The sequence below is a fragment of the Cupriavidus pinatubonensis genome, from assembly GCF_019602855.1.
Lineage (GTDB): Bacteria > Pseudomonadota > Gammaproteobacteria > Burkholderiales > Burkholderiaceae > Cupriavidus > Cupriavidus pinatubonensis.
In genome coordinates, this window is sequence record NZ_CP080769.1 from 534106 (window position 1) to 560785 (window position 26680).

The following is a 26680-nucleotide window of genomic DNA, read 5'->3' on the forward strand; positions in this document are numbered from 1 at the left end:
GCTTCACCGTTTCAGCCATTTCGCCAGTTGCGCTTCCGCCTCGGCAGCCTGCGCGACGTCCGTTGCCGCCCAGGCCACGTAGCCGTCCGGGCGCAGCAACAGTGCCTTCACGCCTTCCATCGACGCGGGAATCCTTGCCGCGCGCGCGGCAAGCACGGTGACCGGCCATCCGGACAGGTTCAGCGCCGCGAACTGCCGGCTGAAACCCTCCAGGTCGAGCAGTACGAAGCGGCGTTCCCTAAGCGTCTGCGTCACCGCCACGGCGCTGCCGTCCGGCAGGAGCAGGTCGAGGTCCGGGCACCGCTGCCCCGTCAGCGAATGACTGCTGGGCGCGCGCGGATAGGGCGCCTCCAGGCCGCTCAGCTCCAGGACCAGCTTGCGCTGGACATCGGGCAGCGGAATGATGTGTTCCTGCATGCGGCGCTTTAGCGCCACCGCGTCCGGCTCGAAGTTGAACTGAAGCGCGCACTGCGACTTGACGCTCTCGAGCAGGGCGTGCATGACCGGCAGCCGCTCCGCGTCATAGGTATCAAGCGTGGACGGATCCGCCACGCCGTTGATGACGTTGGCCAGCTTCCAGCCCAGGTTGAAGGCGTCCTGCAGGCAGAAGTTCATGCCTACGCCGCTGGCCGGGTAATGGATGCGTGCCGATTCCCCAACCAAGAAGACGCGCCCCTTGCGCAGGCTGGACACCATGCGCATCTGGTCGTCGAAGCGGGATGCCCAGCGGAAGGCGCGAATGCCGTAGTCGGTGCCGTGCACATCGCGGATGCATTGCAGCGCTTCTTCCAGCGTGACTGGCTCGTCCTTCGGCGCGTGGCGCCGGTCGCGGTGGACGATATTGAAGCGGGTGACCCCGTCGCCGAACACGTAGCCGCGCACCCAGCCCATCTCGTTGTCGACGTTGACGCGGCCGCCGGGCCAGGGCGCATGCAGCTCCGCATCGATGACAATGCCGCGGAAGGTGCCGGAGTGCCCCTCGAACGGCAGGCCGAGCCGGTTGCGCACGACGCTGCGCCCGCCATCGGCGCCGACCGCATAGCGGGCATGCAACGTGGCGACGGTGCCCGCCACATCCAAGACATCGATCTCGACTGCGTCGTCTGACTGACGGACGTCGAGGACTTCCATGCCTGTCCGAATCTCCGCCCCGCATTCCGCGGCCCAGGCCCCGAGGATTTCCTCGGTGTGGTTCTGGGGCAGTCCCAGCGTGAAGCCGAAGCGTGATTCCAGATACTTCCAGTTGATCGGATGGAAGCCCGCCCAGATATGCGAGGGCCGGAACGGATAGTTCGAGATCGCGCGCGTCTTCTCGATAAACCGATGCGCGATGCCGCGCGCATCCAACAACTCCAGGACGCGGGGCATGATGGTGCCGGCGCGTGACTGGACACCATCGGTGCGGCGCTCCAGCACAAGCGTCGTGACACCAGACCCGGCCAGCTCCGCCGCCATGGTCAGGCCGGAAGGCCCGCCGCCCACTACGATCACATCCCACTGCATTGCATTTTCTCCTTCAACGGCATTGGCCGAAACCTAGGCGAAGCCCAGTGATTCCACTCAGAACAGATGGGTCATGCCAGCTTCCAGCACCATCTGGCGGGAAGACGTGGCAGGCGGCTGGTTGCGCATCACCGCAAGTTGGCCGGAGCCGGCAACCTGGAGCACACCAAGCACATAGACGCTGGTACGCTTGGACAGGGCGTAGTCGAGATGCGCGTGAAACTGGTTCCACTTGTACGGATCGAGGGTGGTGTAGGAATAGCCGCCGCCAACGCGCAGTTGTGCGGTGACGTACTTGAACGCGCCCACATCGATCGACTGAGCGGTCTCCCTAACGCCCGCGGCTTCAAGGCGCGTATAGCTGTAGTTGCCCATTACGCGCCAGCCGTGGTCGACATAGGCAATGCCAGCGCTAGCCGTGTTCTGGTTCTGCAGAATCGCGGCGGTGGGATTGCTGCTGAAATCGATCCCATACAGTCGCGTGATGCCCAGCTTCTGGCCCGGTGCGTAGGGCACGCCGTTGACCGACTCCCAGACCACAGCACCCTGTATCGGGCCGCTGGAGTAGCTGACCTCGGCGCCGACAGCGCGCCCGGTATTGGTTGCAGAGCTGGCGTTCCCAAACGCGTACATGGCGCCGAACTGCAGTCCGCCGAACAGCGGTGACTTGTACTTGACGGTGCTGTTAAGCGCGTTGCCCACGGTCCGGTCCAAGTTGCCGGGGTGCGTGGCCAGCAGCGACGTATAGCGCTCCGAGGTGAAGGGGACCAGGTCGGCCAGGAGGTCATAGGTGGAACCCAGCGTGATGGTCCCCAGGGCGTTGGAGCTCACTCCGACATAGCTCTCGAACGGCGTGGAGTTACCGGTATCCAGGAACACATACTTGCTGATCCGGAAGATCGCGGCCATGTCGCTGTCAATGGCTTCCTTACCGGACATGGCGATAAAGGGCACGGCATGGGTACCGCTGAGCTGGAACTGTCCGCCCCCGCCGGGGCCGGCATTGGTGGTGTAGGACACGCCGGTCCCTAGCAGGCCCGACAACGTGACCGACGATTGGGCCCTTGCGGGCAGGGGGCCGGCCGCCAACATGGTGGCGCTGACCAGCGACAAAGCTGCCTTCCTCATTCCTGAGTCTCCGAGTCTTCTTTATCGATATTTCCGGGCGCACGCCGCCCTGCGCGGCCGTCGGTTGACAGCCGGCTTCTTCAATCCGTCTATGGGATGGGTACTAGCGGGAGGGGATTTGCGCAGGGGTGGCAGACAGCCCGCCTTCCGACTCGGCGTGCAGCAATGACCGGTACATCCAGCCTGAAGCCGCCACCGCCAGCACGCCGGCACAGGCAAACACCAGGGCCATGCCATGCGCCAGGGCATCCGAGCGGGCGTCGAATACATGCTTGCCCGCCAACGCGATCAGGGTGGGCGAGAGGCCCTGCCCGATCAGCCCATTGAGCACCAGCACGATCGCCATGACCAGCCCGACCGCGGTGGTAGGCACCGTCCTTGCCACGATGGTCGATGTGACGGCCATGAAGGTCCATGAGAACAGCACGACCATGGCGTCCAGCAGCCAGAAGGCACTCGGCGTGCCAGCCACGCAAAGCATGACCCCGAGGCAGGGCACGGCGATGCTCACGACCATGCCAACCAGCGCCACGCCGGACAGCCGATTGGCGCAAGCGCGCGCATCCATGGCCAGGCCCGCGAGCCACAGGCCGAGCGGCCCCATGGTGAGTAGCAAGCCGCCCTGGATCAGCCCGATCTCGCCCATGCCAAGCTGGAAGCGGCGAGCCACGATGGTCGGGATCCACGCACCCAGACCGTAGGTGATCATGGCATTGCAAACCGCAAAGGCCACCAGCGGCAAGAACAGGGACTTGTTGTCGGCGAGATGCCGGAGCGCGGCCCTGGTGCTCGGCTTGCCGCCATGGGCTTCGCTCAATGGACGGCCCGGATCGCGACACAGGAAGATCAGCAGGCCCACGGGAAGCCCGGCAATGCCGATCAGGAACAGCGTCATCTGCCAGGGCGGTACCGGCCCGATTAACGGAATGGTCCGGATGCCTGCCGATGCGATCCAGTGGAGCATGGGGCCGCCAAGCACAAGGGATAGACCGGTGCCCAGCATCAGGGCCATGGTGTACACGGACAGCGCTCGCGCGCGCCGCTGGTCGTCAACTCCGTCACGGATCAGCGAGTATGACGAGGGCGGAATCAGCGCCTCAGCACCGCCCACCACAATGCGCGCGACCACCAGCGTGATGAACGCGGCAGCCGCGGCATTGGCGGCCACTGCGATCGACCACACCAGCACACCCACCGCCACGATCACCCGGCGGTTGTGGCGATCGGCCAGCCAGCCCGCCGGAAGCCCCACCGCGATATTCGAGATGGCGAAGGCAGCGCCAATCAGGTAGCTGATCTGGAGATCGTTAACGCCGAACCCGCGCTGGATGGGGCCGACCATCAGCACAAGAATGTTCTTGTCGATCTGCGCCAGCATCGTCACCAGCGTCAGGGTGGCTACCAGTCCCCATTGGGACATCGCTCTGGCGGGCTCTCTAAGAGGCTCTCGAATCACTGTCTGTCTCCGTTTCTTCTTCGTTGGTCCCGGCCTGCGTCGCCGTGTGGGTCGGATTATTGGCCCGATGATGACATTTACAAAATTTATTGTTTAAATTCGGTACATCCATTCGGTAAATCAAAGATCGCCCATGCGCTTCAACAAACTGGACCTGAATCAGCTCGTGGTGCTCGACGCCTTGCTTTCGACGCGTAGCGTGGGCAAGGCCGCGGAGCGGCTGTTCCTGAGCCAGCCCGCCACCAGCTGCTCGCTCGCCAGGCTGCGCGAGTATTTCGAGGACGACCTGCTGGTGGCCGTCGGCAAGACTCAGGTGCTGACGCCATTGGCCCTGGGGCTCAGGAAGCCGGTGCGTGATGTACTGCTGCAGATCCAGACCATCACGCGGGCGCGGCCGTCCTTCGACCCGGCCACGTCGACGCGCCGCTTCATCATCGAGTCGTCCGACTACGTGATCAGCGTCTTTTTGTCACAGGTGATCCGGCGCGCGGCTGAAGCGGCCCCGCTAATGCAGTTCGACCTGCGCGCGATCAGCCCCCAGACGCCCGAGCATCTGGAGAGCGGCGAGGCCGAGCTGCTGATCGCGCCGGAGTTTGCCATGGTGCCGGGGCACCCGTCCGAGCCGCTGTTCGAGGACACGTTCTCTTGCCTCGTCAGCGCCGACAGCACCGTCGGACAGGATGGCCTGACGGTCGAGACCTACTTCGATGCGGCCCACATCGGCGTGGAATGGGGCGGCGGGCGGCGCGTGACCTTCGATTCACGGCTGATCGCCACGGGTAAGCGCACCCGGCGCCAAGACGTTATCGCACCCAGCTTCACACTTGTCCCAGCGCTTTTGTCCGGCACGGACCGCATTGCGACCCTGCCCACGCGGTTGGCCGAACAGATGGCCCAGCGATTTGGCCTGCGGCGCGTGACGTGCCCGATCGACCTGCCTGCATTCTCCGAGCACCTGCAATGGCAGAAGTACCAGGAGAGCGATCCGGCCATTGTCTGGCTGCGGGAATTGTTGCGCGAAACCGCTCGTGAAATGGTCGCTGCGGAATGGGAACCCCGTGCCCGGCTGCCAAGCGCGGGGCCGCGGGCGCCGGCTGCTAAGAAGCGGGCAAGGAAAGAAGGACCGACTACGACCTGAGCAAGCCGGGCGGTGGTCCGGGTAGGCAAATTGTTGCTACTAGCAAGGTCGTCTTCGGTGACTGCACAGTGGAGCGCCTCCGGATCAGCGTCGCGCGGTCGGTAGGTGTGAGGCCACGCAGGACAAGCACCGCATTGGCGGGAGCCAAAGTACCTAAGGGCCTGTTCACCCTCCCGGCCTTACGACAAGTCCGCCTCGGGCAAGGGAATCACAGATGGGCCCCTCGCCTGCTGGCCACATAGGTTGTAGATCTTGGTTCGGGGCAGGAGCATTGGTTGCCTCCCGCCCCTAGTCTTTTATGCAGGTCGAGACAAGCCCATGATGTCACGAGCTTCATCCGGCGTCGCGACCGACATGCCCAAGTGCTCGATCACCGTGCGCGCGCGCTCGACAAGCTGACCGTTGGTGGCAAAGACGCCACGGCTCAGGTACAGATTGTCTTCCAAGCCAACGCGCACGTTGCCGCCAAGCAAAGCTGCCTGCGCCATCATTGGCATTTGATCTCGTCCAATACCAAAGGCCGCCCATTGAGCATTGGCTGGAATGAGATTGCGCTGATAAATCATTGTCTCCGTGCTTGCGGGTGCACCCCACAGTACTCCCAGCACCATCTGGAAGAGCGGCACGCCGTCAATTAGACCCTCTTCAATCAGCTGCTTGCCGAACAAGATGTCGCCTGGACTAAACACCTCCAGCTCAGGCTTGATACCCAGTTCCTGGAAGCGCCGGGCCATCGCACGCAAGGTTCGGGTGGTATTCAGGTAGACAAACTCAAGCTTTCCTTCCACCTGGTTGCCGGTCGTAATATCGAGCGAGGCAATCTCCGGCAAGCAGTCTTCGAGATGCTTGACTCGCTCAGCGACCGGGACTACGTCACTTTCAGGTAGCGCCTTAGATTCGTCTTCGGGATCCGGTAGTAGGAACGCGCCCAGCCCACAGGTGAGATTCAGCACAATGTCGGTACCCGAAGAGCGTACTCGGTCAACCACCTCCTTGAACAGCACTGGATCACGACTGCCGCCCCCCGTCTTGGGGTCGCGCACGTGAATGTGCGCGACAGAAGCACCGGCCTTCGCCGCCTCCACGCAGGCATCGGCAATCTGCGCCGGTGTAATCGGCATCGATGGGTGCTTGGGATTAAACGGAGCGTTTCCTGTGACGGCACAGGTAAGAATAACTTTGCGTGACATTGTCAGATCTCCCATTCGACGTTTCCGCTGACGGCCAGTAGCTCGCCGGTAATCTTTGACGCGGCATCCGACGCGAGAAAGAGAACAGTCTGCGCGAGGTCTTCTGGCTGAACCTTGCTGCGCAACGATATGTACTTCAGATAGTCCGATTCCACCTCTTCCGCGGCACGCCCGGATTCCTGTGCAATGTTGGCGACGATTCGTTGCATCCTTTCGTTGTCGATCATGCCTGGCAGAATCGCGTTGCAACGAACATTGAACGGTCCAAGCTCGCGCGCCGCGTTCAATGTGAGCGATTCGACTGCGGCTTTAGACACGACATACGGCGTACGCATTGGCAGTCGGGTGCGGGTCGAGCCGGTCGAGAAATTGATGATTGCGCCATGTCGGCGCCGTTTCATGGCAGGAACGACACGCTTCATAAACTGGAACATCGCGCCAACATTGACGTCGAGTGTCTCGCGCCACGCCTCGTCGGAGATATCTTCGATTGCGGCCCTCGGCCCCGCGATGCCGACGTTGTTCACGAGGACTGAGATGTCGCCGAAATGGCGTTCGGCGTCCCGCACTACTTTCGCAACTTCATCGGGTCTGCCTACATTGGCGACCGTTCCAGTCATGCCGGGGTTAGCGCGCAGGGTCTCTGCAAGTGCGTCCTCGCGTACGTCACAAATATGCACAAGCGCGCCTCGAGCACGGAACAGCTCCGCGATAACGCGACCGACACTGTCGGCGCCGCCCGTCACCAGGACTCTTTCTTTCATTGAACAAGTACCTTTTTATCGTTGATTCAAAGAGCCAGCGTGTCACAGTCCTGCGGATATGCCTTCATCCATCAATATGCAACTGCCATGCATGGCGCGCGCGGCGTCGGACGCTAGGAAAGCGATGGCGCCTGCAATGTCCTCCGGCTCAGAGAAAGTTCGCGTACTCGGCGTACGCGCGGTCATGTAGTCGCGCAGGCCTTGCATGGCAGCATCATTGCGAATGTCTTCGTTGATGGCGGTGGCCGTGTTCCCTGGCGCCACGCAATTGACATTGATGTTTTCGCGGCCAAGTTCGCATGCCAACGCACGCGTCGCGAGGATGATGCCGGCCTTGGTCGCACAATAGATGGCGTAAGTGCCAAACCCAGTCACCCCTGCGACCGACGCCACATTGACGATTCGCCCGCCCCCGGCAGCCTTCAGCACTGGCACCACAGCATCAATGGTGTTCCATGTGCCCTTCAGATTCGTGTCGATCATCTGATTGACCTGCTGGGCGTCGGAACTGCCAGCCGGTGTCGGCTTGAAGATCCCCGCGGCATTCACCAGGACATCGATCCTCCCGAACATGTTTTGGACCTCAGCGATAAGCCTGCGGGCTGCTTGAGGGTCACGGACGTCGCATGTAAAGCCTGCAGCATCGCCACCGTTGCTGTTGATGGCCTCCGCGACGTTGCCAGCCTTCGCACGGTCCGAACTGGCGACCACGGCGATTCGAAAGCCATCTGCCGCGAGCCGCCTTGCGGCAGCCTCGCCAATACCTTGTGAGCCGCCAGTGACGATCGCGACTTTCGCTGTGTTGTGCATTTCCTGCTCCTCTGTTCTGAATTCGTCGGCCGCCTTTGCGACGGGATCGTTCTCCAGAACAAAAGGTAGCCGTTTCGTGATCACAAATCAAATGTATTTTTCGTATTGACTCAGTTATTCGCGATTTTTACCTTGTTTTGTAGGTGTTTACCCTTACTTTTGCGGTTTGCCGCCCATTGCTCTTGTGATCACAAACATCGATAAATATACTGAACTCGCTGGCGGCGTCACAAGGCCCCGACGCCGCGCCAGGTTGGCTTACAGGAGACGATTCATGCGTTTTGCAGTAGACACGGGCGGTACCTTCACCGACCTCATCGTTGAAGATGAAGTCGGGAATTTGCATATGTTTAAGTCTCCGACGACTCCGTCGGACCCCATCAGCGGAGTCCTGGATGCCCTGCAGGTTGCGGCCGATGGTCTCGGGCTTTCGCGCGATACCATGCTGGCGCGCGGCGAGATGTTCATCTACGGGACCACGCATGCGATCAACGCCATCATCACTGGCAATACCGCTCGTACCGCGCTGCTAGTGCCCTCTGGTCACCGCGATATCTTGACTTTGCGCGAGGGTGGTCGCCTGGAGCCGTTCAACTTCACGGTGGCGTATCCCGATCCGTTTGTGCCGAGGGCGCTTACTTGGGAGGTCCCCGGCCGCATCCTGGCTGACGGCACCGAGTTGGAGCCGCTGGACGAGGCCGCGCTCACCCGGTCCCTCGATGAAATGCGACATGCAGGCATCGAAGCCGTTGCGGTATGCCTGCTATGGTCGATCGTGAATCCTGCGCACGAGCTTCGTGTCGCCGAGCTTATCCAAGCCCACCTTCCCGGCGTGCCCTTCACGCTATCGCACCTACTCAACCCGATTCCCCGGGAATTCCGCCGCGCTTCGTCCAGCTGCATCGATGCTTCTCTCAAGCCGATGATGCGTGCCTATATGCATACGCTGGTGGACCGACTCAAATCAGCGGGCTTCCCGGGACGCGTCGTGGTGGTCACCTCACAAGGCGGAGTCATGGATGCGGACCACGTCGCGGACGCGCCAATCCATCTCATCAATTCCGGTCCTTCTATGGCCCCAATTTCCGGTCGCTATTATGCGCAAACCGACGAGGACACGGGAACGGCAATCGTGGCCGACACTGGTGGCACGACCTACGATGTCAGCCTGGTGCGTCGGGGCAGAGTGCCATGGTCCCAGGAAACCTGGATCGGCGCCCCCTATCGCGGCGTCATGACGGGATTCCCCTCGGTGGACGTAAAGAGCGTGGGCGCAGGCGGTGGCTCCATCGCCTGGGTAGACGGTGGCGGCATGCTGCACGTCGGCCCCAGCAGTGCCGGCGCCGTGCCGGGGCCTGTTTGCTATGGCCGAGGCGGCACGTTGCCGACTGTCACGGACGCCTCGCTCGCGTTGGGTTATATCGACCCCGACTTCTTCCTCGGCGGCACCATGAGACTGGACGCGGTTGCTGCACGTGAGGCAATCCAGACCCATATCGCTACGCCCCTGGGCATGTCAGTGGAAGCTGCTGCAGCCTCCATCATCAGCATTGCCACCGAGAACATGGTGCAGGCCATCTGCGACATCACCATCAACCAGGGTATCGACCCAAGCGAGGCCGTCCTCATCGGCGGCGGTGGTGCAGCTGGACTGAATTCCGTACTGATTGCGCGGCGCCTGAGCTCACCGCGCCTGGTCATTCCGCAAGTCGGTGCCACCATGAGCGCTGCCGGCGCCATGATGTCCGACCTGACCTCTCATTACCACGCCACCTTCTTCACGCGAAGCGACGCCTTTGACTTCGCTGGCGTGCGGGAAGTGCTGAACGACCTCACCAGTCGTTGTCAGGAGTTTATCGATGGCCCGGGCAAGGGCTCTCTCGCTCAGACCGTAACACTCTGGGCAGAGGCTCGCTATCCGGAGCAGGTATGGGAGCTTGAGGTTCAGTTGCCTCCGCATGGCATACATACGGAGACGGACATTGCCGCGCTGGTCGAAGGCTTTCACCGGGCCCACGAGGAAGTCTTTGCTATCCGCGACGCGGGTTCGCCCATTGAGATCGTGGGCTGGCGGGCGACGGTTGCCTGTCGCATCCGCGCGCAGGAGGGCGGCACGCTTGCCAACTCGATCGCACGCCCGATCGCAAACCCCGTTCGCAAAGCCTATTTCGAAGGCTCAGGCTATGTTGACACCGCGGTGGTCCGCTTCGAAGCACTCGATTCCTCGGAAACCGTCCGCGGCCCGGCAATCATCGAGTCGTCATTTACCACTGTCGTGTTGAACCCCGGGGCGAGCGCCACGCGTCGGGCCAGCGGCAGTCTTTCTATTCTTCCCGGCCGCGATTAATCAGGAGCTACTCATGCAACGAGACACGATCGAACGTCCCGCCACGGATGGCGTCCAGCTCGCATTAATTACTAACCGGCTTGAGGGCGTCGCCCGCAAGATGGCCAATACACTGCTTCGCAGTGGTCGGTCAGGCGTGCTCAATATCGCGCGGGACTTCTCCTGCTGCATCGTCACTGCGGACTGCCAACTACTGGCGGCAGCCGAAAGTCTGCCCATTCATGTGCTAAGTGGTCCAGACATGATGAGCGCGACGATGAAGCAGTTCCACCCGGTGCTGCGCCGTGGCGACGCCTTCCTCCACAATTCGCCCTATCACGGCTGCTCTCACCCGGCCGACCACACCATCCTGGTGCCGGTGATTGACGACCAGGGCATTCACCGCTTTACGGTGGTGGCCAAGGCGCACCAGGCCGACTGCGGCAACTCGGAGCCCACCACTTATATGGGCGGCGCCCGCGACATTTACCATGAAGGAGCCCTGATCTTCCCTGCGGTCAAGGTGCAGCAGGACTACAACAGTATCGAAGATATTGTGCGTATGTGCAAAATGCGCATCCGTGTGCCTGAACAATGGTGGGGCGACTACCTGGCAATGGTCGGTGCTGCCCGCATCGGTGAACGGGAACTGCTAGCCCTGGGTGAAGAACTCGGCTGGGACCGACTGGAGCGTTATGCAGTCGACTACCTGGATTACTCCGAGCAACGCATGATCAGCGCCATTCAATCGCTGACTGCTGGACGCGGGACGGGCACCAGCACCCATGACGCGCTATTCCCCGGCATGCCGGAGGAAGGCGTAACGATCCGTGCCCAGATCGACGTGGATCCCGCCAATGGCAAGGTGACAGTGGATCTGCGTGATAATCCGGATTGCCTTCCGTGTGGTCTCAATCTCAGCGAAGCGTGCGCACGGACAGCAGCAATGGTCGGCGTCTTCAACAGTATCGAGCACACGGTGCCCAAGAACTCCGGATCCTTCCGCCGCTTCGATATTCGTTTGCGCGAGGGTTGCGTGGTTGGCATCCCCCTGCATCCCACCTCGTGCTCCGTCGCCACCACGAATATGGCCGATCGCGTCGCCAATGCCGTGCAGACCGCCGTCGCCGAAATGGCAGATGGCGCCGGACTGGCGGAATGCGGTGCCGTGATCCCCCCGGCAATCGGGGTGATTTCGGGCATCGACCCCAGCACGGGTCATCGTTTTATCAACCAGTTGTTCCTTGGCTTCACCGGCGGCGCCGCGGGACCAACCGCCGATGCATGGCAGACAATCGGACACGTCGGTAACGCGGGGCTGTGCTTCCAGGACAGTGTGGAGCTCGATGAAATGCGCCACCCGCTATTTGTTCGCTCTCGCAGCTTTGTGCCTGACAGCGAAGGTGCCGGTCGCTACAACGGTGCGCGGAGCATGTTTGTTGAGTTCGGCCCGCGCGGCTGCGAGATGGACATCGGCTATGTCAGCGACGGCTCTGTCAACGGCCCGAAGGGCGTCCGTGGCGGTCTCGCCGGCGCTAACTCCGGCCAGCAGCGACGCCTGCAATCCGGCAGCCTCGAACCCCTGCCGGCCGGCGGCGTCGTCACGCTGCGCGACGGCGAGACTATTCTGTCGTTTTCCTGCGGCGGCGGCGGCTACGGCAGCCCTCATACCCGCGACCCTGAGCTGGTTCGCAAGGACGTGGCCGAGGGTTACTTGAGCATTGAGCGTGCTCGTGACGTCTACGCGGTTGTCGTCGACCAAGAAGGTGCCCTGGATAGTGCAGCGACGGAGAAATTGCGTAACGACGTCTCGACGCGGAGGGCGGCGTGATGCTCGTGCGTTATGGCAAATCGATACCGTCCGTCGGCCAATCCTGCTTTCTTGCAGCCAATGCGACCGTGGTCGGCGCCGTGATACTGGGAGACAACAGTTCCGTATGGTTCTCGGCGGTACTGCGTGCGGACGTGGAGCCGATTACCATCGGGGCACGGACCAACCTGCAGGACGGCGTTGTTGTGCATGCCGATCCAGGGCATCCGGTCATTATCGGAGATGGTGTAAGCGTCGGACATCAGGCCCGCTTACATGGATGCAGCGTCGCGGATGGGGCCTTGATCGGCATCGGCGCCACGGTTCTGGACGGGGCGCAGATCGGTGAGCAGTCACTGATCGGTGCCGGTGCCCTGATTCCTCCCGGAAAAGTCATTCCGCCGAGAAGCCTGGTCCTGGGTACACCAGGCCGTGTCGTGCGTACATTGACCGATGAGGAAGTCAGGGAGCTGGCTTGGGCAGCGGATGAATATGTGAGGCTCGGCACGGCCTATTTGCAGGATGCAAAGCAGGTCTCATAGGACCCAAGCAAGGGATGGCGGGCCACGGAACCCGCCATACTGAGTACGTCATGCCAGCGCTTGATTCAATAACGCCGGGGCCCTGCCTCGGCGTTTGCGTTCTGCAGCAGGCTGCCATGATCGGCGCCTTATCCGCCGAGAAAACTTCACATGAATTGCTTGCAGGGGCGGAGAGCGGATCTCATAGAACCCAAGGCATGGCGGACCACTGGAACCCACCATACCAAGTACGTCATGCCGGTGCTTTACTCAACCGGAGCCGGGGCCCTGCCACGCCGTTTGCGTTCTGGAGCAGGCACCAGGATAGGTGTCCCATCCGCAGAGAAAATCTGCGTCTTGTACCACTTGGCCGCATCGATGATATCGGACTGGACAGCGTCGCTAGATGCTTGTGGATCGCGCTTGGCCAGTGCGGCCAGAATATTGAAGTGGTGCATGATGCCCCGGTCATGCAAGATCTCGCGGGTCGATTGCATCTGCTTCATGACAGCCGCAAGGTATGGCCCGCTCTGAAGCCAGAGCATTTCAATCAGTGAAACCAGCAACTCCGAATGGGAGGCTCGGTAAATCGTAAAGTGCAGTTGCTCGTTTGCCTCAACCGCAGCCGGCACGTCGCCGGCATCCACCGCGTGACTGTAGTCTTCCGCCGCAGCCTTGATTTTGGAGAAGTCCGCCTGCGTCATGCGCTCGGCGGCTAGCCAAGCAGCGCGCCCTTCGAGCGTAGCACGCGTGTCAATGAGATCGTCCAGGCGTTCTATCGACACTTCCGGGACACGCAGTGTCCGATTCTGCTGTAGTTCCAGGGCGCCCTCGGTCACCAAGCGGCTTACGGCTTCGCGGACCGGCATGGTGCTGGTCCCGAGCAGGGCGGCAAGACCGCGAATGGTCACCGAACTCCCCGGCGAAAAACGCCCTGCCCGCAACGCGTTAGCCAGTTCGGCATAAGCGCGTTCGCGAAGTGCAACATTGGTCAGGCGGGAAACCGCCGGACTGTCGTCGTCGAACTCGTCCTTGTCCTGGCGCCCTTGTTCGCCCAGCCCGCCCATGAGATGCTCCTGTGATCTCTGATAGTGGAAGCGCCCTAAAAACGGCCATCGAGGGTCTCGATGCGCTTTTAGGGCCTATTTGTGATCACAATTATAGGCGATGCGACATAAAACTGTCGAATCGACACGGGCCAATCATTTCAGGATGCCAGCTTCTCCAGCGCCCATCGGTCAGCCGCACGTGACAAGGGCTCACCAGCACTGCTGGCGCGTACGAACAGCGAATCCACTCGGTTGGCGATGCGTAGTACCTCCGCGTCCACATCCGCTTCAGCAAAGCCTCCCTGGTATTCACGGACGCAGCTGATAATGCCGCCCGCGTTCACGAGATAGTCGGGCAGATACGCGATGCCACGCTCATGCAATGCGTCGCCATCGCCGTTCGTGGCCAACTGGTTGTTAGCCGCCCCTGCTACCAAGCGCGCACGTAGGGCAGGAATGCTCTGCCGATGCAGCGTCGCCCCTAATGCGCACGGGGCCAGGATGTCGACGTCCTGCGTGGCGATGTCATCCACCGCAACAACGACGGCATTGAATGCCCTACGTGCGGCAGCAGTGCGGGAGTCGTCAATATCTGCAACCACCAGCTTGCAGCCAGCTCGGTGAAGGCGCTCGGCCAGCGCCCAACCTACAGCGCCAAGACCCTGCACCGCGACGCGGAGACCACTCAACTCGCGGGCGCCAAACACGTGCGACGCGCCACGCTCTATGGCGGCAAATACGCCGAGAGCCGTCTTTGGAGAAGGATTGCCACCGAACCCATCTGGACGCGGAATACCCGCCGCATAAGGCGTGACTTCGCGAACCGCAAGCATGTCGGCCACCGAGGTGCCGACATCCTCTCCCGTGATATAGGTGCCGGCAAGGACTTGCACCGCCCGACCAAAGGCCTGGTACATGGCATTACGCTCATGCTGCCCATCACCGCGCAGGATGACAGCCTTCCCACCTCCGAACGGCAGATCGGCCATCGCGTTCTTCAAGCTCATTCCCCGCGACAGGCGCAAAGCGTCTTCCATGGCTGCAAGGTCCGACCCATAGCTCCAGTAGCGGCATCCCCCGAAAGCCGGACCGCGCGCCGTACTATGGATGGCAATGATGGCCCGTAGTCCGGTCTTCTCCTCCGTGACCAGCATGACGCGCTCATGAGGCGTGGCGTCGCCCAGACCAAAAAGGCTTACGGAATGATCATCCGCGCGTGAAACTTCATTTGCGTTCATTGGGAAAGGTAGTAAGTGGTATAGAAAGAGTGCCGACCGAAGCCGACACGCATCGTCGCGTCATCCCTCACTGCGTCCGAGCTTCTCACGAAGGCGTTCGAACTCCGACCTCGCATCGTCGAAATGACGCATCTTGATGTGCCCGAATCCCCGGACCTTCTCGTACAAGCGAACCAACGCGACAGCGTCATCCAGAGTCTTCGGCGACAGTCGCTCGAGGACCGCATCGACATCCCGCTCGAATTCAGTAATCAGCCTGCGCTCCAGCTGACGGTCGGCCTGCAGGCCGAAAGGATCGAGCACCGTTCCACGCAGTACCTTGCCGTGCCGCAGCACATGCATCAGCGGCACGATGAACCAGCCCTTCAAAGCGATCTTGCGACGCATTCCACCGGGACCACCGGATCGCGCCAGTATCGGGGGCGCCATATGGAAGACTCGCTTCGCTCCGGGTGCAAAGCCCTGCATCATGGCTCGCGACGCCACAGGATCGGTGTGAAGGCGCGCCACTTCGTACTCATCCTTGTAAGCCAAGACCTTGAAATAGTTGCGTGCAACGGCTTCGGTCAACACACCCGGCGCATCAGAGATTTGACCTTCCACACGGGCGACACGGTCCACGAGGACAGCGTACCGCCGTCCATATGCGGCATTCTGGTAGGCAGCGAGTTCTTGCGCGCGAGCACCGACGAATCCTCCGATGGTGAATGGCTCACTTGCCGCAATGTCAGCTTGTCCCGCCTTCTGCAACGCCGTCGGGTCATGGGCCAGAATCCGCCCCCACAGGAATGCCCGCCGGTTTGCCTCGACGGATGCGCCATTGAGTTCGATGGCACGCTGGATAGCGATCTCCGAAACCGGCAGCCAACCACGCTGGAAGGCATGGCCCACCAACATCAGATTGACCGCGAAGGTGTCGCCGAAAATTGTTTGCGCAGCGGCGCTCCAGTCATGGAATTCGGCCCTGCCCTCGCCAATCGCCCGTTCAATTGCATGCCGATGCGCTGGCAGTGAAAGCTGCATATCCCCATCGCCAACAAAATCCGCCGTCGGTGTCATTGCGGTTTCCACCACAGCATGCGCCGAGCCTGGACGAAGCCTTGCCAGCACGTCTGGCGAGGCCGCAACCACAGCATCGCAGCCGAGCAACAGGTTGGCGCTCTTCGGCTCGATGCGTGCCGTGGCAATGTGGGCGGGCGACTCGGCCAGCTGAATGTGGCTGACCACAGCCCCATTCTTCTGGGCCAAGCCCGTGAAATCGAGCGTCGATGCACCACGACCTTCCAAATGCGCCGCCATAGCGAGAATCGCGCCGACAGTGACAATGCCCGTTCCTCCAATCCCCGCCACAAGCACGCCGCAGTGCTGCAGCAACTCGGGCGACGTTGAGGCCGGCGGCGGCAACGCGAGCCCCCACTCGCCTTCCAGTCGCCGCAGCGTGCCGGACTGAACGGAGCTTGCCCGCTCCCCTTCGATGGTGACAAAACTCGGACAGTAGCCTTGGACGCAAGTCATGTCCTTGTTGCACGCCGACTGGTTGACGATGCGCTTGCGGCCAAGCTCTGTCTCCAGCGGTTCAACGGCAATACAACCGGAACGCGCCGAGCAGTCTCCACACCCCTCGCACACGGCAGGATGAATAGCGATGTGCCGTTTGGGTGTTGCCAGCGACCCGCGCTTGCGTCGGCGTCGCTTCTCGGCAGCACAGGTCTGGTCGTAGATGATCGCTGATACACCAGGATACTCACGCAGACGCCTCTGAACGGTGTCGAGTTCGCTACGGTTCACCACTGCCACATTGGCCGGCATCTCGCTGATGGATCGATATCGCGCAGGCTCCTCCGAGACTACCACGATCTCTTTCACCCCTTCGGCCACGAGCTGAGCCGCGATCTTCGGCACTGTCAGGCCCCCTTCGGTCGGCTGCCCGCCGGTCATCGCGACCGCATCATTGAAGAGGATCTTGTAAGTCACGGCAGTCCCAGCCGCCACAGCCTGCCGAATAGCCAGGCTGCCCGAATGCTGGTAAGTCCCATCACCCAGGTTAACGAACAGATGCGGCATCTTGGAAAAGCTCGACAGGCCGACCCATTGCACACCCTCGCCGCCCATCTGACAGAAGGTAGCGGTGCGGTCACGCTGCCCCAGCGCCATGATGTGGCATCCGATGCCGGCCGCGGCATATGAACCGTCTGGCAGACGCGTGGAGTTGTTATGCGGGCAGCCGGAACAGAAGAATGGTTTGCGCGACAGAACCTGCTCTGCAGGGTGGATTGGAATCATCCGTGAACTGCCGCCCGCGTCAGCACCTGAACGTTGCGTCCCTCGCGCCTCTGTAGCAACAATGCCCTGCGCGCCGAAGAACCGGCGCAGTACGCCAGCTACCTGCTCAGGAGAAAACTCCATCGTTGCGGGCAACCATTTTTCACCGTCAGGCCCATGTTTGCCATATACCGCGGGACGGTCTTGCGCCGCGTGGTTGTACAGCAACGTCTGGATCTGCTGCTCGACCATGCTGCGCTTTTCTTCCACCACGATGAGCGCCTGCATGCCCGCGCAAAAGCACTCCACCCCTTTCCCCTCAAGCGGCCAGGACATGCCAACCTTATAGATGCCGATACCGAGGAACTCCAGCGCGGCCGTATCAAGATCAAGGCGTCGCAGCGCCGCCATCACATCGAGATGAGCCTTGCCCACGGTAATGATCCCGACCTTGGCAATGGCCGGCCGTATCACAGTGCGATCAATCGGATTGGCGCGCGCAAAGGCAAGTGCGGCCGGCAGCCGTTCCTCAATCAAGCGGCGCTCCAGCTCGGCGCGCTCCGCCGGCCACCGTATAGCCGTATCGAGGCCGAAACCTCGCTCGGGTATTTCGATATCGGTGGGAATACCAAAACCACGGCCCAGGCCTGAGCCGGGCAGCGTCATCGACCTGCCACTCTCCACCGTCTCGGTAATTGCCTTGAACGCAACCCACAATCCGGAAAAGCGTGAGAGCGCGTAGCCGAACAGGCCGAACTCAATATACTCCTCCACAGACGACGGAAAGAGAATAGGCATCATCGCCCCCTCGAACACATGGTCCGTCTGGTGCGGGAACATCGAAGACTGCGCCGCGTGGTCATCGCCTGCAATCGCAAGCACGCCACCGTGGCGCGACGTGCCGAGGATATTGGCATTGCGGAATACGTCGCCGGTGCGATCTACCCCAGGCCCCTTGCCATACCACATCGAGAATACGCCTTCGACCCGCTTCCCCGGAAAGGCGTCAATCTGCTGTGCCCCCCACAGCATCGTAGCCCCAAGGTCTTCGTTCAGCCCAGGCTCGAAGCGAATATCATGCTCAGCGAGCATTTTTCGCTGTCGCCACAACTCTTGATCCAGACCGCCAAGCGGAGACCCACGATAGCCAGAAACCAGACCACCGGTGTGCAATCCGGCGACGCGGTCGGCACGAGCCTGTTCCAACAGAATGCGCACCAGCGCCTGTGTACCCGTGAGAAATACCCGCCCGGAAGCGCGCAGATAGCGATCCTCCAGTCGGTAGTTTTCATCGGTAAGAAAATGGTTATCGTTTGCGCGCTGGTTCATGCTTTTGCCCTCCGTGCATCTCAATGCTTGTGCTGAAGATTCTAGGTTTCCATCAACTTCGATTTGTGCCAAACTGCTTCAAAGAAATGCCGCTAATTAGCACGTTTCATTGAAATTTCTCTCGCAAAACCTTCAGGTGTGCCAAATGCGTTTTGACCGTACCGATGTGCGTATACTTGCCGAACTTCAGCGTGATGCGCGGGTGCGGGCGAATGAACTGGCGGAGCGCGTTGGCCTCTCGCCGTCCCCGTTCTATCGACGTATCCGGCTGCTTGAGGAAGAAGGGGTGATCGACGGCTATGTCACGCTGCTGAATCAGGAAAAATCGGGTTTTCCAGTCAGCGCCTACGTACAAGTGGCAATCGAAAAGAAGACAGAAGAGCGGCTGGCGCGCTTCGAGGCGGCTATTGCGAAACTCGATGAGGTGATGGAGTGCTACTTGATGACCGGCAGCTTCGACTACATGCTCCGCGTCGTTTCCGCCGATATTGCGGGTATCGAGCGGTTCGTCATGACACAACTGACGACCATTGATGGTGTCAGTGACATCAGTACCTCGCTGGCGCTGCGGCGGGTGGTGTACAAGACAGCGCTACCCGTCCGCGAGCGCAGCACATCCTAATGAATCGCGCCGGCAGTGAATCCTCCGGCGCTCTCTAAAAGAGATCAGCTAGCCAAACCATGGTCGGCTGACCTGAGTCCCTGCGTCAACTAGAACAGCGTACGGATACCAGCGCCAACCGCCAGTTGATTGTGGCCGATCGTCGCGGGGGTGGCGAGGATGCTCGTGTTGCTTCCCGCACCCAACATGCCCTTGGGCTTGTTATTTGAGTACGCGACATCGACATACAAGGTGGTGCGCTTCGAGAACGAATAGCCCGCCCCGATCTTGTAGAGGTCCGCACCAGCTTCACTGACTTGCTTATCCTGAAGATGCAGCCAGTCAGCGGTCAGACGCCACGCAGGCGTGGCTTGATAGGCTGCTCCTACGTAATAGTAGTTCTGGTCAGCCCCGGTCGTCGGGTTCTTGAACTTGGCAAAATTCACACCCGTCTTAAGTGTTCCCCAGGTATAGGTAACCCCGATGGTGTAGGCGCGTAGCCAGGGATTGCTAGTCTGCCCGGTGGGGTCCTTGCCATCGAAATATCCCGACGCGAGGCCCAGCTTCCCGTCCGTCCAGTTTAGGTTTGCTGTGAATGTAGACTTGTTCGAGAAACTACCTGGGGTGCCACCGAGACCATAGGTAACGCCACCGCTAAACCCATAGAATTGGTCCGGCAGCATGTACTTGATCGACTTGTTAACCCACGTGTACATCAGGCCGCCGTTGACAGCGCTGTTAGTGCCTGAGGCAATGCCGGGAAATCCTTCACCCGGTTTGAAGTTTGATGAGTTCTGGAAGGTTGCGTTAGCAAGCGAGCCGAAGTTCATGTAGCCCGTGGCATCGCCGGCCGAGATACCGTCGAAGAATGACGACCAGTTGCGCCCCAGGCGCACGGTCCCCCAAGGCGCAACGACACCGATCGTCGCTCCACGGTCGAACAGCGATCCCGTATCCTGAGGAAAAGGAACAGATGCGTTGGCCACGCCAGTATCCGCCGCAAAGCCACTCTCAAGCTTGAACGCGACCTTGTACCCTTCACCGATATCCTCTTCGCCGATGAGACCCCAGCGGCTGGTCAACTCATTCCCGGAGGCTAGCGCCAGTGCGCCAGCCGCTCGCCCGGTAGACGGATCCACGCCTGCAACTGACCGATAGTTCAACCCGACGTCTAGCACCCCATATAGGTTAAGGCCTGCCCAGGCGGCCCCGCCCATACCCATGCCGATGGCAGCCAGTGCAATTCCTATGGGTCTGACCCCCAGCCTGCGCGGCGGTTGATAGCCCCCTCCTCGCACTGACTGCACGCCCCCCACTTCCTGATTCCACTTCATTTGTCTCCTCCAAGAAAGCACTTCAATCCGATACCGGGCTGCTGCCCTTGCCAGCCTCGGGAAAGTGTCGTAGTGATGAACAGTTCCTCAGGCCAGCGTGGGCACCTCACCTGGCACCACGCCCAGGAAGCGCTCCATCAGTTCGGGTCGACTTTGCAGTTCTGCTGCACGGTCCTTGTATGCGACGCGACCGCTGACAAGTACCGCCGCATCGTCAGCGACCGACAGCGCAATCCTGCTGTTCTGCTCGACGAGCAGGATTGACAGGCCGGCATCCCGCAATCGGCCAACTATCGCCGCGACTTCATCAATCATTTGAGGGGAAAGCCCCTCCGTAGGCTCATCCATCAGCAGCACGCGCGGACGGCTCATCAGCGCGCGACCGATAGCAAGCATCTGCTGTTCGCCGCCAGAGAGCGTTCCAGCGCGCTGATGGAATCGTTCCCCGAGTCGCGGAAACACCTCCACAACCTGAGCGACAGTCCATGCCGGGCCCGCATCGGATGCGTCGGCCTGCCTGGCGACGGTCAGGTTCTCGCGCACGGACAAGAGCGAGAAAAGGCGACGCCCTTGCGGTACCAGTGCCACACCGCGTCGAACAATGCTGTCAACCGGTAGCCTGGCGATGTCTTCGCCGAACAATTGAATGGCACCGCGATACGCTGGCACCATGCCCATGATCGTGTGGATGCAGGTAGTCTTGGCCGCCCCGTTTCGGCCAAGCAGCGCGAGCACGGTACTGGGTCGGACGGTCAGCGAGACGTCCTGCAGGATTTCACTGCGGTCATAGCCGGATGTGACGCCGGACAGCGCAAGTGCGGGAAGGGAATTAGTGGGCAAGGTAGATCTCCTGCGTGCGAGGGTCAGCTAGCACCGAGCGCTTGTCTCCGTCGACAACAACGCGGCCGCTCTGCAACACCGTGATTGACTCCGCAAAGGCGAGCGCCACATCCATGTCATGCTCGACCATCACGATGGTCAGGTCCCTCGGCAAGTTCGCCAACAGTTCGGCAACCCCAACCCGCTCCGCTCCCGACAGTCCCGCCAGCGGCTCGTCCAGTAGCAGGATGCTCGGCTGCTGCGCGAGCGACATCGCGATTTCCAGCCGCCGCAACTCTCCGTACGAACAGGCGTGCACAGGCGTATCGGCGCGGACGTCGAGGGCCACACGAGCTAGCACGGCGCGGGCTTCAGCCTCGAGCGCCGAGCCGCCGAATCGCCTCCATGGACTCAAGGTGGCTGCCGAACCCGCGGTCGGTGCCCCCGTCAACGACATCAGCACGTTATGCAACAGCGTCTTGTCGCGGAACGGCGTGAGTATTTGATAGGTCCGCCCTACGCCCATGCGAGCACGGGCGTACGTTGGCTTTGCTGTGACATCCTCCCCAAACAGCGCGATACTCCCGCGGGTCGCACACAGGTCGCCCGCGACAAGATTAAGCAACGTTGTCTTTCCAGCGCCATTAGGACCTAGCAGTAGCCTGCGCTCTCCCCGCTGTATCGTGAGATTTACACCATCGACGACACGCAGCGCGCCGAATGAGATAGACAGATCAGCCAAACCGATTGCAATGGAGCTGCCCATTACACATAGCTCCGAAGGCGCAGCAGGCCTGTCCGCCAATACCACTGCTGAGTGGATCATCGAATGCTCCTCTTGCCAAAGATAGAGGCGAAGCCCGGTACAACGCCCGCGGGAACAAATAGCACCACCCCTATCAGCAAGAGACCGAGGAATGTTGGCCAGCTCTCGATATAGCCGCTAACCAGCACACGAAAGCCGACGACGATCACTGCGCCGACCACCGGTCCGAGCAGCGTGGCAGGCCCACCGACGATCACCATCAGGAGACTCTCCGCGGTTTCACCAAGCGATAGCGCATGGGGACTGATGAATTGCTGGTGGAAAGCCAGCAGGACACCTGCAATCGCTGCGACCAGTCCCGCAAATGCGAAGGCGAAGAGTCGGATACCCCAAATATCAAAGCCAAGGGCCGACATCCGGCGCGGTTGCGATCTCGTACCGTCCAAACAGCGGCCGAGTTGCGATTGCATGAACCTGTTAACCAGGCATAGCACCAGGAGAAAGCAAATCGCCACGAACTCGAACCAGACAATGTGGTTGTCCGTATCCATCCACGGCAGCGCAGGCCTCGCAATTCCGGCAATACCATTCTCACCGCCGGTCACACTGCCCCAGTGCATGGCTACCCCCCAAAGCACCTGAGCAATGGCTAACGTGATCATGCCGATACTGAGTCCACTGGTACGCAGCGCGAGAATTCCGACCACTACCGAGAACGCTACAGCCACACTCACCGCCATGGCTGTGAGCATCCATGGCCCAAAACCAGTGTGCTGGCCGGCGATGGCAACCCCGTAGGCTGCGGCACCGGCTAGCGCCGATTGGGCAAACGACAGCAGTCCACCCAGCCCAAGTAGCATATTAAGGCTGGTCGCAATCAACGCGGCGATCATGATGTGGATCGCCAGGTCCAAGTAAAAAGGTGAACTGATCGCCAGCGGCAGCATTAATAGCAGTGCACCAGCGATACAAGGGCCGACGGAACGTGCAAAGATCTTCATGCTGCGGCCCTCCCGAACAATCCTTGAGGCCGATACGCCAGCACGGCGATCATCGGCACGAACAACAGCACGTATGACATCTCCGGCAGAACCGACTGCCCGAAGCTATGGACCAGCCCCGTGATCAGGCTTCCCACCATCGCACCAGGAATGCTGCCTGTGCCGCCCAGGACCACCACGATCAGCACAAGAGGAAGAACCTCCATATCGAGACCCGGAAAAACCGACAGGATTGGCGCGCCAATCGCACCGCCAATGCCGACAAGCGCCGCACCAGCGAAGAAGATCGTCATGAAGAGGCGGTCGACGCGAATGCCAACCGCACGGGCCATGGTCCGGTCTTCTACGGCGGCACGTAAGCGAGCCCCGATCGGCGTGCGAGACAACGAGAGGTCCAGAGCCACGGCGGTCACCACTGAAAGTGCCATGACGAAGAGGCGGTACAGGGGAAAAGTCAATTCGCCAAGCGATACGGCGCCCGTCAGGAGCGGCGGCACCCCGATCTCGAGAGGCATGCCACCCCAAATGGTCTTGCAACTGTCCGCAATGACGAACGCGATCCCCAGAGTAGCGAGTACTTGTGCGAGTTCGTTATGAGCGATTCGTCGCAAGATCGCCCGCTCCAATGCGATGCCAAGAATGCCCACGACAATGGCGCTGCCTAGTGTGGCAAGGGAGAACGGCAGTTCCGCATCGACCAGGGTGACACAGAGGTAGCCCCCCAGCATGAACAGCGCTCCGTGTGCCATGTTGGGGATGCTCATTAGGCCAAAGATGAGCGTGAAACCTGCCGCCATCAGAAACAGCACTGAAGCAAAGGTCAGCCCATTGAGCGTCTGGATTAGAAAAATAGACATCGTGAATCCTTGCTGACACATCAGTCGAGATTGCGCGACGGCGGATAGTCCCGCGAATAGACGGGATTGGCGAGGAATGCAGACGGCTCATACGTCCAGAATTGGGTGACACCCGGGTATTCTCGGACGACCGTATTGACCAGCTTGCCCCCAACGCGCGCAACTTTGCGGATGTAGACAGTCACCACGGGATTACCGAAACGATCGAGCGTGAGCGGACCACGCGGGCTTTGCGAAAGGCGAACAGCATGCATCGCGTCGGCAAGTGCTCGGCCTGAGAGAGTTGCTGAACCGCCCGCTTGTAGGGCCTGCTCGAGAACCAGCCCCGCGCTGTATCCGCCTGTTGCATAGAAGCCTGGCGTGGTGTGGTACTGCTTACGATAGCCCTCGACATAGCGCTCGTTCACAGGCGTGGAGATCGCACCGCTATACCAACCAGCAGAAATGATCCCAACGGCTTCGTCTCCCATCTTTTCGAGTAGAGATTCATCGACCGTATTCATTCCTGCCAGCAAGGGAATCTTCTGCTTGAGCCCGTAGTCACGGTACTGCTTCAGAAATCGTGTTGCGTTGCCGCCGGAGAAATTGATTAGGACTGCGTCGACATTGGGGTGAATCTGCGCAATGAGGGTTGCGAAGTCACTGGCATTGAACGGAGCCCACAGCTTTTGGACAATTTTCCCGCCGGCTTCCTCGAAGGTCCGTTGGAAGCCAGCTACCGTTTCATGGGAAAAGGAGAGGTCCTCCGCGACCACCGCGATGCGGCGGTACTTCAAGGTAGTGGCAGCGTACTCACCAAACGGATGCATGGCCTGAGCCGAAGTCGACGAACTGCGCACCATCCACGGGTCCGCTTTGCGCTGGGTCAGGTCTTCAGCAGCAGCGGAGCTAAGAATGACAGGGACCTTCGCACGCGCGATGTCGTCGCGAATTGCGTTGGCCTCGAAAGCGGCAAGCGGGCCTACCACAACATCAACACGATCACGCTCAGTCAGTTGCAGGAACTTCGCCTTCGCGACGGCCGGCGACGCCGCAGTATCGGCCACCACTACCTCCACATCGCGGCCAGCAAGCTTTCCCCCCCGCTCGTGCAACAGGTACTCGAAACCGTCTTGCATCTGTTGCCCAATCCCCGCAGCAACACCTGTCTTAATCGTCAGCAATCCCACACGCAGTGGCGTGGGTTGCGCCGCCATTAGCGACCCATTAAGCACGCTGGCGACCACACCGACCAGCACCATCCAAAGCCTTTGACGTGACATCTGTTCTCCCCCTGTGGCGGTCAGGCACCCATCTGGCCTGTGTGGTGATACTATCGTTTTAGTGATCACAGATATCAACTAGGGTATACGCCACACGACCATCAGGCCTCAAATTCCCGGCATGCTTCGCGTTCTTTGCGGGCATAAGCGCCTATAAATCATCTTAGGTGACAGCGGAAGTTTCTTATTGCGTGATCACAGATCGCGATTTATATTGCTGCACAACCAACCAAGGAGAAACCAATGGATGCAATGCGCAAAGGCCAGCGTTGGGTGCTGGATGCGTTCCTCGCAGTCGGCGGACTAGATGTCCTTCACCCGGACGCGGGCGCGATCTTCGAACAGATTGGCTACGACTCCACGGACCTGAAGCGAGTATTCGGGCCAGTCAAGGCAGGGTCGATGCTGCCCTCCGCATGGAGCGGGGCCGCCAAGGAAATTGAGCATCGTGCTCAGCACTGGGAAGAGCGCGGCTTCACCCGAACAGCGCGTCGGCTGTATGAGCGCGCCACGCTGCTATACGCGCGCACGCACTACTCCATCCTCGGCGACGACCCGCGTCGGGGGCGGTACCTCGAGAAGGTGATCGAGTCCTTTGAAAAGGTGATCGCGTTCTCGGACCACCCTATCGAGCGAGTCGTGTTGCCATTCGAGGGCCACCATCTGCATGGCATCCTGGAAACGCCTCCCAATGCAAAGAAATTACCTTGCGTGATCATGCTGCCCGGCATGGACATGTTTAAGGAGGACTGGCACAAGCTGATGGAGCAGCGGATCCTCCCGCGCGGCTGGGCAGCCTTTGCGCTCGACGGCCCTGGTCAGGGCGAGAGCCTGACTAAGGGCCTGAAAATGTCGCTCGACAACTATGATCGAGCCATTACCGCAGTGATCGATTGGCTATCCGCACACCCGGCCATTGACCCTGAGCGAATCGTCATCATGGGATCGAGCATGGGTTCTTGGTGGGCAACGCGTGCTGCCGCGGTCGAGCCGCGAATTCGCGCCATCGCCGCCAACATGTCGAACCTAGGCGACAAGTTCGTCCTGCTCAATCAGGCCCAGCCCAGCTTCATGGCAAACCTGATGTACATGACTGGCATTACCGACACGGAGGAAATTCAGGCACTGTCGAAGGCCATGACGCTGGACGACATCGCTCCGAAGGTCAGCATTCCATATCTGATCATCACAGGTGAGAATGATGAATTGACAACGCTGGACTCCAGCATTGGTGTGTATGGGAAGCTGCCCGGCCCGAAGGAGTTGTGGATTTACCAGTACGAGTTCCACCCCATTGGTCCACAGTCCGATGAATGGCTGACTGCATCACTGGACTGGCTCGAACACGCACTAGAGGATTGCTTCGCTCCGAAGCACGAACTTCGCACCTTCATTACCAAGCAGGGTGAATATCTTGAGGGCAGTGGCGAGCCGCCCTGGTGGCATCCCTGATTAGCATCGGCGGCCAGTGGCCGCCGTCCGGGCATCCGCGCTAGCGGACGCCCGACTCGCCGAG

The 26680-nt window shown here is 60.7% G+C and carries 21 protein-coding genes; 6 read left to right on the forward strand and 15 right to left on the reverse strand.

The annotated features are described in order from the left end of the window. Positions 1-3 precede the first annotated feature (3 nt). From K2O51_RS34305 to K2O51_RS34315, 3 genes are all read right to left on the reverse strand, one after another. Entirely contained in the window at positions 4-1503 is a 1500-nt protein-coding gene (locus K2O51_RS34305) for an FAD-dependent monooxygenase (protein WP_220632062.1), read from the reverse strand. A 57-nt stretch (positions 1504-1560) separates the two neighbouring features. Then, entirely contained in the window at positions 1561-2631 is a 1071-nt protein-coding gene (locus K2O51_RS34310) for a porin (protein WP_011295980.1), read from the reverse strand. A 103-nt stretch (positions 2632-2734) separates the two neighbouring features. Continuing rightward, the gene (locus K2O51_RS34315) at positions 2735-4051 is read right to left on the reverse strand and encodes an MFS transporter (RefSeq protein WP_245002008.1); all 1317 of its coding nucleotides are present in this window, start codon (positions 4049-4051) and stop codon (positions 2735-2737) included. Between the two features lie 169 nt (positions 4052-4220). On the opposite strand from K2O51_RS34315, the gene K2O51_RS34320 reads away from it, so the two are divergent. Then, positions 4221-5225 carry a LysR family transcriptional regulator gene (locus K2O51_RS34320; RefSeq protein WP_011295978.1) on the forward strand — a complete coding sequence of 335 codons (1005 nt, stop codon included), beginning with the start codon at positions 4221-4223 and terminating at the stop codon, positions 5223-5225. A gap of 296 nt (positions 5226-5521) precedes the next feature. On the opposite strand, the gene K2O51_RS34325 is transcribed toward K2O51_RS34320, so the two are convergent. Genes K2O51_RS34325 through K2O51_RS34335 form a run of 3 tightly spaced genes read right to left on the reverse strand, consistent with a single transcriptional unit; the run spans position 5522 to position 8073 of the window. Further along, on the reverse strand, positions 5522-6415 hold the full coding sequence (locus tag K2O51_RS34325; protein WP_011295977.1) for a beta-keto acid cleavage family enzyme: 894 nt from the start codon (positions 6413-6415) through the stop codon (positions 5522-5524). A 2-nt stretch (positions 6416-6417) separates the two neighbouring features. Beyond that, entirely contained in the window at positions 6418-7179 is a 762-nt protein-coding gene (locus K2O51_RS34330; protein WP_011295976.1) for an SDR family oxidoreductase, read from the reverse strand. Between the two features lie 42 nt (positions 7180-7221). Then, on the reverse strand, positions 7222-8073 hold the full coding sequence (locus tag K2O51_RS34335) for an SDR family NAD(P)-dependent oxidoreductase (protein WP_245002009.1): 852 nt from the start codon (positions 8071-8073) through the stop codon (positions 7222-7224). Between the two features lie 190 nt (positions 8074-8263). On the opposite strand from K2O51_RS34335, the gene K2O51_RS34340 reads away from it, so the two are divergent. Genes K2O51_RS34340 through K2O51_RS34350 form a run of 3 tightly spaced genes read left to right on the forward strand, consistent with a single transcriptional unit; the run spans position 8264 to position 12667 of the window. Then, on the forward strand, positions 8264-10336 hold the full coding sequence (locus tag K2O51_RS34340) for a hydantoinase/oxoprolinase family protein (protein ID WP_220632064.1): 2073 nt from the start codon (positions 8264-8266) through the stop codon (positions 10334-10336). Positions 10337-10349: 13 nt separating this feature from the next. After that, complete coding sequence (locus K2O51_RS34345) at positions 10350-12146, forward strand: hydantoinase B/oxoprolinase family protein (protein WP_220632065.1); 1797 nt, start codon at positions 10350-10352, stop codon at positions 12144-12146. Then, positions 12146-12667: a gamma carbonic anhydrase family protein gene (locus tag K2O51_RS34350; RefSeq protein ID WP_220632324.1), complete on the forward strand. Its 522-nt coding sequence runs from the start codon at positions 12146-12148 to the stop codon at positions 12665-12667. Before K2O51_RS34345 ends, K2O51_RS34350 begins: the two co-directional genes overlap by 1 nt. Positions 12668-12912: 245 nt before the next feature. On the opposite strand, the gene K2O51_RS34355 is transcribed toward K2O51_RS34350, so the two are convergent. From K2O51_RS34355 to K2O51_RS34365, 3 genes are all read right to left on the reverse strand, one after another. Further along, on the reverse strand, positions 12913-13713 hold the full coding sequence (locus K2O51_RS34355; RefSeq protein ID WP_011295971.1) for a GntR family transcriptional regulator: 801 nt from the start codon (positions 13711-13713) through the stop codon (positions 12913-12915). A 140-nt stretch (positions 13714-13853) separates the two neighbouring features. Beyond that, entirely contained in the window at positions 13854-14933 is a 1080-nt protein-coding gene (locus K2O51_RS34360) for a Leu/Phe/Val dehydrogenase (protein ID WP_011295970.1), read from the reverse strand. A 60-nt stretch (positions 14934-14993) separates the two neighbouring features. After that, on the reverse strand, positions 14994-18524 hold the full coding sequence (locus K2O51_RS34365) for an indolepyruvate ferredoxin oxidoreductase family protein (RefSeq protein WP_220632066.1): 3531 nt from the start codon (positions 18522-18524) through the stop codon (positions 14994-14996). 145 nt (positions 18525-18669) lie between these two features. Between K2O51_RS34365 and K2O51_RS34370 the strand changes: the two genes are divergently transcribed. After that, entirely contained in the window at positions 18670-19146 is a 477-nt protein-coding gene (locus K2O51_RS34370) for an Lrp/AsnC family transcriptional regulator (protein WP_011295968.1), read from the forward strand. A gap of 89 nt (positions 19147-19235) precedes the next feature. Here K2O51_RS34370 and K2O51_RS34375 read toward each other — a convergent pair whose 3' ends face one another. The 6 genes from K2O51_RS34375 to K2O51_RS34400 all read right to left on the reverse strand — a co-directional run bounded on the left by K2O51_RS34375 (position 19236) and on the right by K2O51_RS34400 (position 25164). Beyond that, positions 19236-20459 carry a porin gene (locus K2O51_RS34375; RefSeq protein WP_220632067.1) on the reverse strand — a complete coding sequence of 408 codons (1224 nt, stop codon included), beginning with the start codon at positions 20457-20459 and terminating at the stop codon, positions 19236-19238. Between the two features lie 87 nt (positions 20460-20546). Next, the gene (locus K2O51_RS34380) at positions 20547-21299 is read right to left on the reverse strand and encodes an ABC transporter ATP-binding protein (protein ID WP_220632068.1); all 753 of its coding nucleotides are present in this window, start codon (positions 21297-21299) and stop codon (positions 20547-20549) included. Continuing rightward, a complete protein-coding gene (locus tag K2O51_RS34385) occupies positions 21289-22044 on the reverse strand; it encodes an ABC transporter ATP-binding protein (RefSeq protein ID WP_041680846.1) in 756 nt (251 codons plus the stop codon). The genes K2O51_RS34380 and K2O51_RS34385 overlap by 11 nt, the downstream gene beginning before the upstream one ends. Before the next feature lie 56 nt (positions 22045-22100). Then, on the reverse strand, positions 22101-23045 hold the full coding sequence (locus K2O51_RS34390; RefSeq protein ID WP_011295964.1) for a branched-chain amino acid ABC transporter permease: 945 nt from the start codon (positions 23043-23045) through the stop codon (positions 22101-22103). Next, positions 23042-23902, reverse strand: coding sequence for a branched-chain amino acid ABC transporter permease (locus K2O51_RS34395; protein ID WP_140950307.1), 861 nt, complete (start codon positions 23900-23902; stop codon positions 23042-23044). The genes K2O51_RS34390 and K2O51_RS34395 overlap by 4 nt, the downstream gene beginning before the upstream one ends. Before the next feature lie 20 nt (positions 23903-23922). Beyond that, the gene (locus tag K2O51_RS34400) at positions 23923-25164 is read right to left on the reverse strand and encodes an ABC transporter substrate-binding protein (RefSeq protein ID WP_011295962.1); all 1242 of its coding nucleotides are present in this window, start codon (positions 25162-25164) and stop codon (positions 23923-23925) included. 243 nt (positions 25165-25407) lie between these two features. Between K2O51_RS34400 and K2O51_RS34405 the strand changes: the two genes are divergently transcribed. Further along, positions 25408-26616, forward strand: a complete 1209-nt coding sequence (locus K2O51_RS34405; RefSeq protein WP_220632069.1) for an alpha/beta hydrolase family protein — start codon at positions 25408-25410, stop codon at positions 26614-26616. Positions 26617-26680: the final 64 nt, after the last annotated feature.